General features: G+C 69.5%; 10 protein-coding genes and 1 pseudogene. 8 read left to right on the top strand and 3 right to left on the bottom strand.

Annotated elements, in window-relative coordinates:
* Window positions 1-59 precede the first annotated feature (59 nt).
* The 4 genes and pseudogenes from ACWD4G_RS27200 (at window position 60) to ACWD4G_RS27185 (ending at window position 5,809) form a co-directional block, all read left to right on the top strand.
* Window positions 60-905 (top strand): DegV family protein, encoded by an 846-nt coding sequence (locus tag ACWD4G_RS27200; RefSeq protein WP_451297813.1) that lies wholly within the window; start codon window positions 60-62, stop codon window positions 903-905.
* Window positions 906-1,521: 616 nt separating this feature from the next.
* Window positions 1,522-2,320 (top strand): annotated as a pseudogene (locus ACWD4G_RS27195) (helix-hairpin-helix domain-containing protein).
* A 218-nt stretch (window positions 2,321-2,538) separates the two neighbouring features.
* The gene (locus ACWD4G_RS27190; protein WP_451297811.1) at window positions 2,539-4,998 is read left to right on the top strand and encodes a ComEC/Rec2 family competence protein; all 2,460 of its coding nucleotides are present in this window, start codon (window positions 2,539-2,541) and stop codon (window positions 4,996-4,998) included.
* A gap of 4 nt (window positions 4,999-5,002) precedes the next feature.
* Window positions 5,003-5,809, top strand: coding sequence for an arylamine N-acetyltransferase family protein (locus ACWD4G_RS27185; protein ID WP_451297809.1), 807 nt, complete (start codon window positions 5,003-5,005; stop codon window positions 5,807-5,809).
* 47 nt (window positions 5,810-5,856) lie between these two features.
* Here ACWD4G_RS27185 and ACWD4G_RS27180 read toward each other — a convergent pair whose 3' ends face one another.
* Window positions 5,857-6,240, bottom strand: coding sequence for a VOC family protein (locus ACWD4G_RS27180; RefSeq protein WP_451298039.1), 384 nt, complete (start codon window positions 6,238-6,240; stop codon window positions 5,857-5,859).
* A gap of 93 nt (window positions 6,241-6,333) precedes the next feature.
* On the opposite strand from ACWD4G_RS27180, the gene ACWD4G_RS27175 reads away from it, so the two are divergent.
* Both ACWD4G_RS27175 and holA read left to right on the top strand, forming a co-directional pair.
* A complete protein-coding gene (locus ACWD4G_RS27175) occupies window positions 6,334-6,579 on the top strand; it encodes a hypothetical protein (RefSeq protein WP_451297807.1) in 246 nt (81 codons plus the stop codon).
* A gap of 161 nt (window positions 6,580-6,740) precedes the next feature.
* The gene (gene holA / locus ACWD4G_RS27170) at window positions 6,741-7,727 is read left to right on the top strand and encodes a DNA polymerase III subunit delta (RefSeq protein WP_451297805.1); all 987 of its coding nucleotides are present in this window, start codon (window positions 6,741-6,743) and stop codon (window positions 7,725-7,727) included.
* 467 nt (window positions 7,728-8,194) lie between these two features.
* Here holA and rpsT read toward each other — a convergent pair whose 3' ends face one another.
* The gene (gene rpsT, locus ACWD4G_RS27165) at window positions 8,195-8,461 is read right to left on the bottom strand and encodes a 30S ribosomal protein S20 (RefSeq protein ID WP_451297803.1); all 267 of its coding nucleotides are present in this window, start codon (window positions 8,459-8,461) and stop codon (window positions 8,195-8,197) included.
* Between the two features lie 259 nt (window positions 8,462-8,720).
* Between rpsT and lepA the strand changes: the two genes are divergently transcribed.
* Window positions 8,721-10,589, top strand: a complete 1,869-nt coding sequence (gene lepA / locus ACWD4G_RS27160; RefSeq protein WP_451297801.1) for a translation elongation factor 4 — start codon at window positions 8,721-8,723, stop codon at window positions 10,587-10,589.
* 457 nt (window positions 10,590-11,046) lie between these two features.
* The gene (locus ACWD4G_RS27155; protein WP_451297799.1) at window positions 11,047-12,924 is read left to right on the top strand and encodes an AMP-dependent synthetase/ligase; all 1,878 of its coding nucleotides are present in this window, start codon (window positions 11,047-11,049) and stop codon (window positions 12,922-12,924) included.
* A 15-nt stretch (window positions 12,925-12,939) separates the two neighbouring features.
* Here the strand turns inward: ACWD4G_RS27155 and ACWD4G_RS27150 are convergent, their stop codons facing one another.
* A complete protein-coding gene (locus tag ACWD4G_RS27150; RefSeq protein WP_451297797.1) occupies window positions 12,940-17,067 on the bottom strand; it encodes a HAMP domain-containing protein in 4,128 nt (1,375 codons plus the stop codon).
* Between the last annotated feature and the right edge of the window lie 10 nt (window positions 17,068-17,077).

Here is a 17,077-nt window from a genome sequence, read left to right as displayed (position 1 = left end):
TGTGCAGGTGGGAGGGGCCGGGCTGCCGTTGGCGGGGCTTGGCGGGTAACCTCCCGTTCATGTCCCGCCATGTCGCGATCGTCACCGATTCAACGGCCTACCTGCCGCCGCCGGCGATGGAGCGTCACGGCATCATCGCGGTGCCGTTGACCGTGGTCCTCGGCGACCAGGCACTCGACGAGGGCACCGAGATCTCGGCCCGCTCCCTGGCCCAGGCCCTGCAGAAGCGACGGCCCGTCACCACGTCCCGCCCCAGCCCCGAACTGTTCGCAGAGACCTATCGCCAGGCCGCCGAGGCCGGTGCCACGGGCATCGTCTCGCTGCATCTGTCCGCCGAGTTCTCGGGTACGTACGACGCCGCCGTCCTCGCGGCGCGTGAGGCACCCGTGCCGGTGCGCGTGGTGGACACCGGGATGGTCGCGATGGCCCTCGGCTTCTGCGCCCTGGCCGCCGCCGAGTCCGTGGGGACGGGCGGCACGGTGGACGACGCGGTCACGGCCGCCGAGAAGCGGGCGTCGGGCACCTCCGCGTACTTCTACGTCGACACCCTGGACTATCTGCGCCGGGGCGGCCGGATCGGCGCGGCGCAGGCGCTGTTCGGCTCGGCGCTCGCGGTGAAGCCGTTGCTGCAGCTGGACGGCGGCCGTATCGAGATGCTGGAGAAGGTGCGGACGGCGTCCAGGGCGATCGCCCGCCTGGAGGAGATCGTCACCGAACGCGCGGGCGCGGCGCCGGTCGACATCGCCGTCCACCATCTCGCCGCGCCGGAGCGGGCCTCGGCGTTGGCGGAGCGGTTGCGGGAGCGGGTGCCGGGGCTGGTCGATCTGCATGTGAGCGAGGTCGGCGCGGTCATCGGGGCGCACACCGGGCCCGGGTTGTTGGGGGCGGTCGTCTCTCCTCGGTGAGGGGAACCGCTGCGGCGGGTCACTCGTGTGGGTGGCGGAGTTATCCACAACTGGGTGGTAATCCACGGGAATTGAGCAAGATCATCGCGGGTGGGCGGTCTTGCCCGATCCTCGTGGCATGGCACTTCGATCACGTTCACGTACAGCGACAGTCACCAGCGGTCCGGGCCGGAGCCCGTCATCCGACGGCCGCGCCCGGCACCGCTCACGACAGCTCCGGGGCCAGTCCGCACGTCGTCGGGCATCGGCGGAGACCCTCCGACTGCGCGCCGAGGCACTCTTCGCCGAAAGGGCGGCGGAGCCACGGCAGTTGGGGCATGGGCCGCCGGGGAAGCCGACGGGCAGGACGGTGGCGGGGGCCGGGGTCGCCTGGGCGGAGGAGGCCGATGACACCGGTGACTCGCGTGGGGAGCGCGTCGCGGAGGCGCCGAGGAGGCGGGCCGAGCCCGGTTTTTGGGGTGGGGATGTTGGCGATGCATCGGCCGGGGATCGGCTTGGTGGGGGCGGCGCGGTGGGCCGCGGTATCCGTAGTGGCGTTGTGGGCGGTGGCGGTGGTGGGGCCGGTGGTCCTGTTCAGGTTGGTCGCGAGGCCGCTGGTGGTGATGTCGCTGGTGGTGTGAGAGGGGGCCGACGGGAGCGGGTCGGGGTGGCTGTGTGGGAGCGGCTGCCGTTGTGGTTGCAGGTGCGGTGCGGCATCGAGCGGAAGAGCGTGGTCGCGCTGAGCGTCGTGCTGGTGGTCGCGGCGGTCTTCGCGGCGCAGCACTTCTGGACGGGGCGAGTCCAGTCGGTGAGTGCCCCTGAGGTCGTACGGGCGGGGGACACGGCGGCACCCATGGGCCCGGCGGGGGTGCTCGGTGAGCCGGGTGCCGTTCCCGGCGCGGGGCCGGGGCATGCTCATGGCTCGGGAGCGGGCGCCTCGACCGGGGCGGTGCCTCCCACGGCCGGGCCCTCGATCGTCGTGGACGTCGGCGGCAAGGTGCGCAACCCGGGTGTTCAGCAGCTGCCGGCCGGTTCCAGGGTCGCCGACGCGCTCCGGGCGGCGGGCGGGGTACGACCGGGTGCCGACATCGACGGGCTCAACCGGGCCCGCCTCCTCGTCGACGGCGAACATGTCCTGGTCGGGGTCCCGGCACCCGTGGCGGGGGGCGGTACCGGGCGCGGCCGGCGGTGGTACGGCCGGGGTGGGCGGAGCGGTGGCCGGGGTGGTCGGCGCGGCGCCCACGACGCCGGTGTCCCTCAATACGGCCACGGTGGAGCAGCTGGACACCTTGCCCGGTGTCGGCCCCGTCCTCGCCCAGCACATCATCGACTACCGCACCCAGCACGGCGGCTTCCGCTCGGTCGACGAGCTCCGCGAAGTGAACGGCATCGGCGACCGCCGCTTCGCCGACCTACGGAACCTCGTACGGCCATGAGGGCGCCGGAAGCGGGGGACCGGGCGCGGCCGGTGAGCGGGGCCGGGCGTGGGCCGGTGAGGGGGGTGGGGCGTGGGCCGGTGGCGGTGGGCGGAGGGCAGCCGGTCCCCGTCGAGGGGTCGCCCGTGGCACCGCGCGGTGTTCTCCCTCGCCGGGCGGGCGCTCGCCTCGTCGTCGTTGAGGGACTCGGTGAGAAGGAGCCGGGACGAGAAGGGCCGATGGATCTGCGACTGGTGCCGCCGGCGTTGGCGGCCTGGGCGACGGCCGGTCTGATGGTGTGTGCCTCGGCCGAGTGGGTCGTGGGTGTGGTCGTGGTCTGCGTGGTCGTGGGCGTCGTTCTGCTGGGGACCCGCGAGCGGTGGGGGCGGCGTGGGGCGGCCTGGACGAAGGTGTCGGCGGCCGCGGTGCTGCTGTGCGTCGCCGCGGCCGCCGCTTCGGCCGGGCTGCATGGGGCCGATCTGCGGCGGGGGCCCGTTCCCGCCCTGGCCGAGCGGTACGCGCAGGTGACGGCCGAGGTCGAGCTCACCTCCGATCCACGGTTGAGCCGGCCTCGGATCAAGGGCAGCCATGTCGTCCCGACCGCCGTGCTCCTCCAGGCCGAGGTGCGGCGGGTGAAGGGCCCGGACGGGGCGGTCGTGGACACGCGGACACCGGTGCTGGTCATCGTCGACGTGGAGAGGGAGGGGGAAGGGGAGGGGGAGGGAGAAGAGGACGAGAGTGGGGCTGGGCGGCGGGGCTCCGGTGGGCGTTCGGGCTGGTTGGCTCTGCTGCCGTCCACTCGGGTGCGGGTGGCCGCGCAGGTGGTGCCGGCCATGGCCGGGGGTGATCGGGTCGCGGCGGTGCTGCGGGTGCGTGGGGGCGGGGCTCCCGAGGTGGTGGGCGAGCCGAGCGCGGCGCAGCGGGTGGCCGGGCGGTTGCGCGCCGGGCTGCGGGAGGCGACCGAGGGGCTGGACGGTGATGCCAGGGCGTTGCTGCCGGGGTTCGTCGTGGGGGACACCTCGCGGGTGCCCGCGGAGCTGGACGAGGCGTTCAAGGCGACCGACCTCACGCACCTTTTGGCGGTGAGCGGCGCCAACTTCACCATTCTGCTCGCCCTGTTCATCGGGCCGCCCGGGTTGGCCCAGCGGGCGGAGCGGCGGGGGCTCGCGCCCCGGATCGGGATCTCGCTGCGGGGGACCGCGCTGGTCGGGGGCGGGCTGACGCTCGGGTTCGTGATCGTGTGTCGGCCGGAGCCGAGTGTGGTGCGGGCCGCGGCCTGTGGGGCGATCGCGTTGCTGGCCATCGCGACGGGGCGCCGCAGGTCGCTCGTCCCGGCGCTGGCGACGGCGGTGCTGCTGCTAGTGCTGTACGACCCGTGGCTGGCCCGGAGTTACGGCTTCCTGCTGTCGGTGCTCGCGACCGGGGCCCTGCTCGTGCTGGCCCCGCGCTGGAGTGCGGCGCTGCGTCGGCGTGGGGTGCGGCCACGACTGGCCGAGGCGTTGGCGGCGGCGGGCGCGGCACAGGCGGTGTGCGCGCCGGTCGTGGCGGTGCTGTCGGCCAAGGTGAGTCTGGTGGCGGTGCCGTGCAATCTGCTGGCGGAGTTCGCGGTGGCCCCGGCGACGGTGCTGGGGTTCGCCACCCTGGCGACGGCTCCGGTGGCGATGCCGGTGGCCGAGTGGATCGCCTGGTGCGCGAGTTGGCCGACCGGGTGGATCGCGGACATCGCCCGCACGGGGGCGGCGCTGCCGGGCGCGGGGGTGGACTGGCCGGGGAGCTGGACGGGGGCGTTGCTGCTGGTCCTCGTCATGGTGGTCATGGTGTTCGTCGGACGGCGGCTGGTGAGCCATCCGTGGGCGGCCGGGGCCTGTCTGGTGGCGTTTGTGCTGGTCGTGGTGCAGCCGTCGCCGTTGACCAGGGTGATCACCCGGTGGCCGCCGCCCGGCTGGCGGTTCGCGATGTGCGATGTGGGGCAGGGGGACGCGACAGTGCTCGCGGCCGGTGACGGGGTCGGGGTGGTCGTGGACGCCGGGCCCGATCCGGTGCTGGTCGACCGTTGTCTGACGGCGCTCGGTATCACCGAGGTGCCGCTGGTCGTCCTCACGCACTTCCACGCCGACCATGTGGCGGGGCTGCCCGGGGTGCTGCGGGGGCGGTCGGTGGGGGCGATCGAGACGACGGGGTTCGAGGAACCGGCGGACCAGGCCGAGTTCGTGCACAGGCAGGCGGCGGAGCGGCGTATCCCGGTGACCCGGGCCGTGGCCGGGTTGGAGCGGCGTACGGGCAGCCTGGCCTGGCGGGTGCTGTGGCCGCCGGGTGACGCGAGCAGCCCCGACGGGCCGAACGACGCCAGTGTGACCATGCTCGTCCGCACCTCCGGGCTGACCCTGCTGCTCCTCGGCGACCTCGAACCACCCGCCCAGCGTGAACTGGCGAGATCCCCGGCCGCCGCCGGTTTCGCCTCCGTGGACGTACTGAAGGTCGCCCATCACGGGTCGGCGTATCAAGATCCCGGCCTCATACGGACCATGGCCCCGAAGCTGGCGCTGATCTCGGTGGGCGCGGACAACACCTACGGGCATCCGGCGCCCAGCACGGTCGCGGCGCTGCGGGCCGGGGGTGCCACGGTGCTGCGTACGGACGAGGACGGTGCGATCGCCGTCGCGGGTACGGCCGAGGAGTTGCTGGTGGCGAGAGACTGACGGTATGGACACCGCAGAGCTTGATGCCTACCTCCGCCGCATCGGGGCCGAGCACCCGGCCTGGCCCACCGTCGACGTACTGCGTGATCTGCATCTGCGCCATCTGCGAACCGTGCCGTTCGAGAATCTATCGATCCACCTCGGAGAGGAGATCGTGCTGGAGGAGGGACGGCTGTTCGACAAGGTGGTCGGGGAGCGCAGGGGCGGCTTCTGCTACGAACTGAACGGGCTGTTCGGGGCGTTGCTGGCGGCGCTGGGCTTCGATGTGACGCTGCTCGCGGCACGGGTGTACGGCGACGAGGGGCGGCTGGGGATTCCGTTCGACCATCTCGCGCTGCGGGTGCGGACGGTCGACGGGGGTGACTGGCTGGCCGATGTGGGGTTCGGGTCGAACAGCCACTGGCCGTTGGAGTTCGGGAATCGGGGGGAGCAGGTGGACCCGGCCGGGACGTTCCGGGTGATGGAGGCGGATCGGGAGAGCGGGGCGCGGGAGTTCGGCGATCTGGACGTGCTGCGGGACGGCAAACCGCAGTACCGGCTGGAGGTCCGGCCGAGGTCGCTCCGGGACTTCGTGGCCGGGGCCTGGTGGCACAGCACCTCGCCGGCCTCGCACTTCACCCAGTCCCTCGTCTGCTCTCGGGTCGGCGAGAGCGGCGGGAGGGTCACGATCAGCGGGCGCACGCTCATGGTGACGTCCGCCGAGGGTGAGCGGGAGGAGACCGAGTTGAAGACGGACGCGGAGGTGCTGGCGGCGTATCGGGAGTGGTTCGGGATGGAGCTGGGGAGGGTGCCGGAACTGCGGGGGAGTTAGGGCGTGGCGTGTACGTGTATCGGAAGGGGGTCTTGGGCGCCGCAATGTCAGGAGTTCACCGCGGCTCGTTCGGACTCGCTGCGAAGGACGCAGAATTCGTTGCCCTCGGGGTCGGCGAGGACTGCCCAGCCAGAGCCGTCGGGGTTCCGGTGATCGGTGACGAAGGTGGCACCGAGGCCCAGCAGCCGTTCCACCTCCTGCTCACGCGAGGTCTCAGGGCGCAGGCACAGATGAATCCGGTTCTTGGTCTTCTTGGGCTCGGGCACCTGGTTGAAGTACAGCACCGGGCCCTCCGCCAGCAGCACCTGGGTCTCCCGGTCGCCCGGTCTGTCCTCCGGATGCTGTGGGCGGCCGGTCACCCTGCTCCAGAACCGGGCCAGCTCGTAGGCATCCGCACAGTCGATCGCCACGTTCTGCAACACCGAAACCATGCGCACGAGCCTTCCTGACTTCCGCTCCGGACGCCACCGAGTCGCGTAGTCCACTGGGGAGGGAGGGGAGCCGGGTTCGCTGAGAATGGGGGCGTGAGTGATGTGAGACATGTGCTGGTGTTGCCCGACCGGGATGCCGCGGAGGAAGCGGCCGAGGCGCTGGGGGCGCGGTTCGGGGTGGTCGAGGAGCCGCGGTTGGTGCGGGACGCGTTGGCGGGGGAGGACGATGCCGAGGACGCGCAGTGGCTCCTGGTTCTGGAGGACGAGGGCGGGCGGCTTGATCCGGTGGCGTTGGACGAGTTCGCGGGGGAGTGGGAGGGGTGGAGGGAGGAGCCGTAGGGACGACCCGCAGGGGAAGAGGCGTAGGGGCGTAGGGGAGCCTGTCCGGTCCGTGTGGGGTGGGGGAGCCGGGGAGCCGGTGAATTCGTGGCTCTCGGTCCGATGACCGGGCGTTGCGGCTTCGTGGGGCGTTGTCGGTGGGGCGTGGGATGCTGTGGGAGATGGCCAAGAAGACCGTGAATGATGATCCGCTCGCCTCCGTCACGCTCGCCGTGGGGCAGGAGGAGTTGCTGCTCGACCGGGCTGTGCAGGAGGTGGTGGCCGCCGCGAGGGCCGCCGATGCCGACACCGATGTGCGTGATCTGTCGCCGGAGCAGTTGCAGCCGGGGACGTTGGCCGAGTTGACCAGTCCGTCGCTCTTCGCTGAGCGGAAGGTCGTGGTCGTACGCAATGCGCAGGATCTCTCGGCCGACACGATCAAGGATGTGAAGGCGTATTTGGGGTCTCCCGCCGAGGAGATCACGTTGGTGCTGTTGCACGCGGGGGCGGCCAAGGGGAAGGCGTTGCTGGAGGCGGCGCGCAAGGTGGGGGCGCGGGAGGTGGCGTGCCCCAGGATGACGAAGCCGGCGGAGCGGCTGGCGTTTGTGCGGGGGGAGTTTCGGGCGCTGGGGCGGTCCGCGACGCCTGAGGCGTGTCAGGCGCTCGTCGATGCGATCGGGAGTGATCTGCGGGAGTTGGCGTCGGCGGCGTCGCAGTTGGTCGCGGATGTCGAGGGGACGATCGACGAGGCCGTGGTCGGGCGGTACTACACGGGGCGGGCCGAGGCGTCGAGTTTCGAGGTGGCGGATCGGGCCGTCGAGGGGCGGGCGGCCGAGGCGTTGGAGGCGTTGCGGTGGTCGTTGGCGACTGGGGTGGCGCCGGTGTTGATCACCAGTGCGTTGGCTCAGGGGGTGCGGGCGATCGGGAAGTTGTCGTCTGCGCGGGGTGGGCGGTCGGGGGATCTTGCGCGGGAGTTGGGGATGCCGCCCTGGAAGATTGATCGGGTGCGGCAGCAGATGCGGGGGTGGACGCCGGAGGGGGTTGCTGTGGCGTTGCGGGCTGTGGCTGAGGCTGATGCGGGGGTGAAGGGGGGTGGGGATGATCCTGAGTACGCCCTGGAGAAGGCTGTGGTGACCATTGCGCGGGCGGCTCGGTCTCGGCGGGGGTGACGTTCTCGTCGGGTGGCGTTTTTCGCCCCCGCCGCCCTTACCCGTTCCCATCACCAGGGGCGCTGCCCCTTCGACCCCGGGCGGTGCCTGGGGCTGGCGGCCCCCGGGCCCCCGATGGGGGAGGGGTGTTGGGGGTGGGTGGGGTGGTGCGGGTTGAGTGTGGTTGCTCGCGCAGTTCCCCGCGCCCCTGGAAGGACGGCCCTTCGGGCCTGTCCCCCCCCCCGCCGGGTGCCGCTTCCCCCCCGCCGGGTGCCGCTTCCCCCGCCAGGTGCCGTCCCGTATGTCGAGCATGTCGAAGGCCCCGGCCTCGGCCCTGGGGAAGGGTGGGAGGCGGGGCCTTCGGGTTGTGCGGGTGTGGAGTCGCGCCCGCGTGGCGAACGCAGGCCGCGCGCGAATCCGGGGGGCCGGGTGGGAGCGGATGAGAGAGGGCCCGCTCTGGGTCCAGCCGGCGGTCAGATCAGAAGGGCTCAGCCCTGGAGGGACGTGACCTTGGAAGCAAGCGCCGACTTCTTGTTGGCGGCCTGGTTCTTGTGGATGACGCCCTTCGAGACGGCCTTGTCGAGCTGACGCGCGGCAGCGCGCTGGTACTCGGTGGCCTTCTCGACGTCACCCGCGGCAGCGGCCTCACGGGCCTTGCGGATAGCGGTCTTCAGCGACGACTTGACGGCCTTGTTGCGAAGGCGCGCCTTCTCGTTCGTCTTGTTCCGCTTGATCTGGGACTTGATGTTCGCCACGAAGGAGCCTTTTCAGCTGCAGGCGCGGGAGGACATGAACACATGCGGGGCATGCCGGACACGGCTTCTCGCACCGGTTGGGTTTCTTGAGGTGTGCCTCCTGCTGAGAGGGCATGAGACACAGCCACCCAGGCTACCAGTGGCTCCACGACTGGCCCAAACCCGCCTCAGTCCCGCGGCCGTGGGACCATGGAGCCTACGTATCGATCCGACCCGAGACCGCAGACGGCTGCGGACGCCTCAAGAATCAGGACCCTGCGTGCCCGCGATCCCTAGCCATGTGCCCGAGCCGAGCCGTACCGCCCCGGCTCTGATCCGCAATTTCTGCATCATCGCGCACATCGACCACGGCAAGTCCACGCTCGCCGACCGGATGCTCCAGCTGACCGGCGTCGTCGAGCAGCGGCAGATGCGTGCTCAGTACCTCGACCGTATGGACATCGAGCGTGAGCGCGGTATCACGATCAAGTCCCAGGCGGTGCGTCTGCCCTGGGCGCCGACCGATGATCCGGGTAACACCCATATCCTCAACATGATCGACACTCCGGGGCACGTCGACTTCACCTATGAGGTCTCGCGGTCGCTCGCCGCCTGTGAGGGGACCATCCTCCTCGTCGACGCCGCCCAGGGCATCGAGGCCCAGACCCTCGCCAATCTCTATCTGGCGATGGAGAACGATCTCACCATCATTCCGGTGCTCAACAAGATCGATCTGCCGGCCGCCCAGCCCGAGAAGTTCGCCGAGGAGCTCGCCAATCTCGTCGGGTGCGACCCGAGCGATGTGCTCAAGGTCTCCGCCAAGACCGGGCTCGGCGTCGAGGCGCTGCTCGACAAGGTCGTCGCCGAGATCCCGGCGCCCGTCGGGGTCCAGGACGCGCCCGCCCGCGCCATGATCTTCGACTCCGTGTATGACTCGTACCGGGGTGTCGTCACCTACGTCCGTGTCATCGACGGGCAGCTCAACAAGCGTGAGCGGATCAAGATGATGTCGACGGGAGCCACGCACGAGCTGCTGGAGATCGGGACCAACTCGCCCGAGATGCTGCCCGCCGACGGGCTCGGGGTCGGTGAGGTGGGGTACCTCATCACCGGTGTGAAGGACGTCCGCCAGTCCAAGGTCGGTGACACCGTCACCAGCCAGCAGAAGGGGGCCACCGAGCCCCTGGGCGGGTACAAGGACCCCAAGCCCATGGTCTTCTCGGGGCTGTATCCCCTCGACGGCTCCGACTACCCCGAGCTGCGTGAGGCCCTCGACAAGCTGCAGCTCAACGATGCCGCGCTCGTCTACGAGCCGGAGACCTCCGCCGCGCTCGGGTTCGGGTTCCGCGTCGGCTTCCTGGGGCTGCTGCACCTCGATGTCATCCGGGAGCGGCTGGAGCGCGAGTTCGGACTCGATCTGATCGCCACCGCGCCCAACGTGGTGTACCGGGTCGTGATGGAGGACGGCAGCGAGCATGTCGTCACCAACCCGAGCGAGTTCCCCGAGGGCAAGATCAACGAGGTGTACGAGCCGGTCGTACGGGCCACGATCCTCGCGCCGACGGAGTTCATCGGCTCGATCATGGAGCTGTGCCAGACCCGGCGCGGCACGCTGTTGGGGATGGACTATCTGTCGGAGGACCGGGTCGAGATCCGGTACACGCTGCCGCTCGCCGAGATCGTCTTCGACTTCTTCGATCAGTTGAAGTCCAAGACACGCGGGTACGCGTCGCTGGACTACGAGCCCACCGGCGAGCAGACCTCCAGCCTCGTCAAGGTCGACATCCTGCTGCACGGCGACAAGGTGGACGCCTTCTCGGCGATCACCCACAAGGACGCCGCGTACGCGTACGGGGTACGGCTCGTCGCCAAGCTGCGCGAGCTGATCCCCCGGCAGGCCTTCGAGGTGCCGATCCAGGCCGCCATCGGCTCCCGGGTGATCGCCCGCGAGACCATCCGCGCCATCCGCAAGGACGTCCTCGCCAAGTGCTACGGCGGTGACATCTCCCGTAAGCGGAAGCTGCTGGAGAAGCAGAAGGAAGGCAAGAAGCGGATGAAGATGGTGGGCTCTGTGGAGGTTCCGCAGGAAGCCTTCATCGCCGTGCTGTCGAGTGACGACAGCGCGGGTGGCGGAAAGGCCAAGAAGTAACCCTCGTACGACGGTGGGAACCGGCCATCGGCGCCGGTTCGGACGATCCTCCGGTGGCCCTGCGGTGGCCCTTCGGGGAGGGGCCATCGGCCCCGTAGACCTGGGCGAACACGGGTCCGTCGCGCTTCGGCGCGGCGGGCCCGTTCGTCTTCGGCGGCGGCCTCGGCGTACGTTCGTCGAGGGTGTGCCGTGTGTCCGTACGGTCGCTCTCGGTTCGTCCGCGGTGGAAAGTGGCGGGCCGCCTCCTCTTACGTACCAGGCGGACGCGCTCTACTCTGATCACCACTCGATGGTTACTCGCTAGTTAAACAACAGCTTTTTGAGCCAGCCGTACCTGTGCGTACCCGCGCGAGCCTTTTGAGCCAGCCCGCGCAGTTCAGTAGTTCAGTACTTGAGCAGTCCAGCACGTCCAGCAAGTCCATGAGCCAGCCGCGCTGCCGCGGGCCCGGAGGATGTCGTGAGCGACACACAGACCCTGATCGAGAACCGTCCGCCGTCCGTGGCGGCCCTCTTCCTGGAGCGCGTGGCGGCCACGCCCGATGCCGAGGCCTACCGCTACCCCGTGCCCCCGGCGTCCGGTGAGGGTCCCTCGGACTGGAAGGCGCTGAGCTGGGCGCAGGCGGCCGACCGGGTCCACGCCATCGCGGCGGGGCTCGTCGAGCTGGGTGTGGAGCCCGAGCAGCGGGTCGCCCTCGCCTCGTCCACGCGGATCGAGTGGATTCTCGCCGACCTCGGCATCATGTGCGCCGGCGCGGCCACCACCACCGTCTATCCGCAGACCAACGCCGAGGAGTCCGCGTACATCCTCGCCGACTCCGGCAGCCGGGTGCTGTTCGCCGAGGACGCCGCCCAGCTCGCCAAGGCGCGCGAGAAGAAGGGTGAGCTGCCCGAGCTGACGTATGTCGTCGTCATCGACACCGAGGGCGCCGATCTGTCCGAGGACTGGGTGCTCTCCCTCGCCGAGCTGGAGGAGCGCGGCACCGCGTACCTGGGGAAGAAGCCCGAGCTGATCAAGGACAAGGTCGGCGCGATCACCAAGGAACAGCTGGCCACTCTGATCTACACCTCCGGTACCACCGGTCGTCCCAAGGGGGTGCGCCTCCCGCACGACAACTGGTCGTACATGGCGAAGGCCATCGCCGCGACCGGGCTGCTCAACGCCGACGACATGCAGTATCTATGGCTGCCGCTCGCGCATGTGTTCGGCAAGGTGCTCACCAGCGGTCATATCGAGGTCGGGCATGTCACCGCCGTCGACGGGCGCGTGGACAAGATCATCGAGAATCTGCCGGTCGTGCGGCCTACGTACATGGCGGCCGTGCCGCGCATCTTCGAGAAGGTCTACAACGGGGTCGTCGCCAAGGCCCGTGCGGGCGGGCCCGCCAAGTACAAGATCTTCCAGTGGGCCGCCGGGGTCGCCCGCGAGTACGCCAAGGTCAGCCAGGACAACTTCCGCCGCACCGGCACCGCGTCGGTTCCCTTCGCGCTCGGTGCCAAGCACAAGGTCGCCGACACCCTCGTCTACGCCAAGCTGCGGGAAGCCTTCGGCGGGCGGCTGCGGGCCTGTGTCTCCGGGTCGGTGGCGCTCGCGCCCGAGATCGGGTTCTTCTTCGCGGGCGCCGGCATCCACATCCTTGAGGGGTACGGGCTGACGGAGACCTCCGCCGCGTCGTTCGTGAACCCCGGCGAGGCGTACCGCACCGGGACCGTGGGCAAGCCGTTGCCGGGGTGCGAGGTCCGTATCGCCGACGACGGCGAGATCCTGCTGCGCGGCCCCGGGATCATGGAGGGGTACCACGGGCTGCCCGAGAAGACCGCCGAGGTGCTGGAGGCCGACGGCTGGTTCCACACCGGGGACATCGGGGAGCTGTCGCCCGACGGGTATCTGCGGATCACCGACCGGAAGAAGGATCTCTTCAAGACGTCGGGGGGCAAGTACATCGCCCCGACCGAGATCGAAGGGCAGTTCAAGTCGCTGTGCCCGTTCACGTCGAATGTGATGGTGATCGGCGCGGACCGGAATTTCTGCACCGCGCTCATCGCTCTCGACGAGCCGGCCCTTCTTGGGTGGGCCGAGGAGAACGGGCTGGGGGGTAAGTCGTACGAGGAGGTCATCTCGGCGCCGGTCACCGTGGAGATGGTCCAGGGGTATGTCAACGACCTCAACGCGGGGCTTCAGCGGTGGCAGACCGTGAAGAAGTTCCGGTTGCTGCCGAGGGATCTCGATGTCGAGCACGGGGAGTTGACGCCGAGCCTGAAGTTGAAGCGGCCCGTGGTCGAGCGGGGGTATCAGCACCTCATCGAGGAGATGTACGCGGGGGCGCGGGAGAAGTAGCGCCGTAGGGCTTGGTCAATCGTTCTCTTCGCGCTTCTCGGGTGGCTCCGTGTTCTCCGGGTCCAGGACCTCGCAGACGATCGTGAGGAGTTGATCGACGTCCACCGGCTTGGGCACGTAGTCGTTGGCGCCCCGGGCGATGGACTTCTCGCGGTCGCCGGGCATGGCCTTCGCGGTGAGGGCGACGATGGGGAGGCCGGACCAGCGGGGGGTGCGGCGGATCGCGGAGATCGTCTCGTATCCGTCCATCTCCGGCATCATGATGTCCATCAGGACGAGTTCGACGTCCGGGTTGCGCTCCAGGGTCTCGATGCCCTCGCGGCCGTTCTCCGCGTACAGGACGATCATGCCGACGCGGCCGAGGACATGGGTGAGCGCGAAGACGTTGCGGATGTCGTCGTCCACGATCAGTACGCGACGGCCGGGCAGCACCTGGCCGGCGCGGCCCACCTTCCACGCCTCCAGCTTCGTCGGCATCGGCCAGCTGTCGTCGCCGCCGTCGTGCGTGGACGGGTACGGGTCGGCCGTGAGCCGCTCGGGGACGAGGGGCGCCGTACTGGTGCCGGGCGCGGGGGCGGGGGCCGTGTGGCCCGGGCCGACGACCGGGACGTACAGGGTGAAGGTCGAGCCCTTGCCCGGGACGCTCTCGGCGATGATCCGGCCGCCGAGCAGATTCGCGATCTCGCGGCTGATGGACAGGCCGAGGCCGGTGCCGCCGTACTTGCGGTTCGTGGTGCCGTCGGCCTGCTGGAACGCCTCGAAGATCACCGGGAGTTTCTCCGACGCGATACCGATGCCGGTGTCGGAGACCGCGAAGGCGATCACCTCGTCCTGGTCCTCGCGGGTGTAGCGGTGGTCGGGGTCCTTGACCCGGCCGACGGTCAGTTCGACACGGCCGGACGCGGTGAACTTGATCGCGTTGGAGAGGAGGTTGCGGAGGATCTGCTGGAGGCGCTGCTCGTCCGAGTACATCTCGCGGGGGACGTCCTCGCCGACCGTGACATCGAAGGCCAGGCCCCGGTCCAGGGTGAGCGGTCGGAACGTGGCGTGGACGTAGTCCAGGAGTTTGATGAGCGGGAGGCGTTTGGGGCGTACGTCCATCCGGCCGGCCTCGATCTTCGACAGGTCCAGGATGTCGTTGATCAGCTGCAGCAGGTCGGAGCCCGAGCGGTGGATCGTGCTCGCGAACTGGACCTCCTGGTCCGAGAGATGGCCGTCCGGGTTGTCGGAGAGAAGACGGGCCAGGATCAGCAACGAGTTGAGCGGGGTGCGCAGTTCATGGGACATGTTCGCCAGGAACTCAGACTTGTACTGGGACGATGTGGCCAGCAGAGCGGCCTTCTCCTCCAGTTCGGCGTTCGAGCGCCGCAACTCTGCCTGCTGTTTCTGGAGTTCGTCGGAGCGCTCCTGGAGCTGCATGGCCAGGCGCTGGGACTCGCCGAGGAGGGACTCGGTGCGGGAGTTGGCGATGATCGTGTTGATCGCGACGCCGATGGTGTTCACGAACTGATCGAAGAACGCCAGATGGACATCGGAGAAGCGTGAGAAGGAGGCGAGTTCGATCACGCCGAGGAGTGTGTCCTCGAAGAGGATCGGGATGATGACCACGCTGGTGGGGGCGGCTTCCCCGAGACCGCTGTTGATTTTGATGTAGTCCGGCGGGGCCGACTCGACCAGGATGCGTTTCTTCTCGTGGGCCGCCTGGGCGACGAGGCCGTGGACGGGCAGACCGCCGGTCTCGACCGTGGCGCCCTGCGCCGAGCCGTAGCCCGCGATGAAGGCCAGGCCCTTGCTGGGCTCCACCGGGTGCAGGGAGGCGCCGTCCTCCTCGGGGTCGGCCAGGTAGAACGCGCCGTACTGGGCCTTCACCAGCGGGGTCAGCTCGCGGAGGATGAGGTCGGCGACCTCCATCAGATCGCGGTGGCCCTGCATCAGCGCGGCCAGGCGGGCGAGGTTGGACTCCAGCCAGTCCTTGGCGCGGGTGGTCTCGCGGAGGTTGGCCACCATCAGGTTGATGTTGTCCTTCAGCTCGGCGACCTCGCCGCGTGCCTCCACCGTGATCGAACGGGACATGTCGCCCTGGGCCACGGCCGAGGCGACCTCGGCGATGGCGCGGACCTGGGTGGTCAGGTTCAGAGCGAGTTCGTTGACGTTCGTCGTCAGCCGCTTCCAGGTGCCGTAGACGCCCTCCACCCTTGCCTGGCCGCCGAGTTGGCCCTCCGAACCGACCTCGCGGGCCACCCGGGTGACCTCGGAGGAGAAGGAGGAGAGCGTGTCGACCATGGTGTTGATCGCGGTCTTCAGTTCCAGGATCTCGCCGCGCGCGTCCACGTCGATCTTCTTCGAGAGGTCGCCGTTGGCCACGGCTGTCGTCACCTGGGCGATGTTCCGGACCTGAGCGGTCAGGTTGTCGGCCATGGAATTGACATTGTCGGTCAGATCCCGCCACACACCGGACACACCCAGTACCTGGGCGCGACCGCCGAGATTGCCGTCCGTGCCGACCTCACGGGCCACACGCGTCACCTCATTGGCGAAGGCGCGCAACTGCTCCACCATCGTGTTGACGGTGTCCTTGAGTTCGAGGATCTCGCCACGCGCGTCGACGGTGATCGTCTTGGAGAGATCGCCGTTGGCCACGGCCGTGGTCACCTGGGCGATGTTCCGGACCTGCGAAGTCAGGTTCAGCGCCATGAAGTTGACGTTGTCCGTCAGCTCCTTCCAGACGCCGGACACGCCTCTGACCTGGGCCTGACCGCCGAGGTTTCCTTCCGTGCCGACCTCGCGCGCCACCCTCGTCACCTCGTCGGCGAAGGCGGAGAGCTGGTCGACCATCGTGTTGATGGTGGTCTTCAGCTCCAGGATCTCGCCCTTCGCCTCGACCGTGATCTTCTTGCCGAGATCGCCCTGGGCTACCGCCGTGGAGACGAGGGCGATATTGCGGACCTGTGAAGTCAGGTTGTCCGCCATGAAGTTGACGTTGTCGGTGAGGTCCTTCCAGACGCCGGAGACGCCTCTGACCTGGGCGCGGCCGCCGAGGTTGCCCTCGGTGCCGACCTCGCGGGCGACGCGGGTGACTTCGTCGGCGAAGGCGGAGAGCTGGTCGACCATCGTGTTGATGGTGGACTTCAGCTCCAGGATCTCGCCCTGGGCGTCGACGGTGATCTTCTGGCTGAGGTCGCCGTTGGCCACGGCCGTCGTCACCTGGGCGATATTGCGGACCTGCGAAGTGAGGTTCGATGCCATGAAGTTGACGTTGTCGGTGAGGTCCTTCCAGACGCCGGACACGCCCCGGACCTGGGCGCGGCCGCCGAGGTTGCCCTCGGTGCCGACCTCGCGGGCCACACGCGTCACCTCGTCGGCGAACGCGGAGAGTTGCTCCACCATCGTGTTCACGGTGAGCTTCAGTTCCAGCAGCTCGCCGGTCGCCTCGACGGTCACCGTACGGGTCAGATCGCCGCGGGCCACAGCCGTGGTGACGAGGGCGATGTCCCGTACCTGGGCGGTGAGTCGGGCCGCCATCGTGTTGACGGCCTCGGTGACATCACGCCAACTCCCCGACAGGCCCCGCACCTTGGCGCGACCGCCGAGCCGCCCCTCCGTGCCGACCTCGCGGGCGACCCGGGTCACCTCACCGGTGAACAGTGACAGCTGGTCGACCATCTTGTTCACGGCCCGGCCCAGCCGCCGTAGATCGCCCCGCAGTTGACGGTTGCCGTCGTGCAGGTCGACGCGCTGGGTGAGGTCGCCGCCGGCCACCGCGTCCAGTACGCGTGTGGCGTTGGCGACGGGGGCGACCAAGGCGTCCAGGGTCTGGTTCACCTCGTCGACGCGGGTCGCCCAGGCGCCCTGGCCCGGGCTGGCCGACAGCCGTTCGTCGAGACGGCCGTGCCGGACCAACTCCCGTCGTACGCGCTGCACTTCACCGCCGAAGTGCGTACTGCGGTCGATGATCTGGTTGAACAGGGAGCACAGCTCCGCCACCGGCGCGGGGCCGGTCTCCGGGACTTTGGTGAAGATGCCGTCGCGGGCGGCGGTCAATGCGGCCGTCAGCGCGCGCAGATCGGATACCTCGATCAATCCGTCCGTTCGGCTGTCTTTTTGACCGTCTTCGAGCACCTGCGTAGCACTCTTCTCACTCATGGTGGCCCAC

It is taken from the genome of Streptomyces sp. NPDC002643, assembly GCF_053592555.1.
The sequence above is the reverse complement of the archived record's forward strand: the minus strand, read 5'-3'. Positions and strand labels throughout refer to the sequence as shown.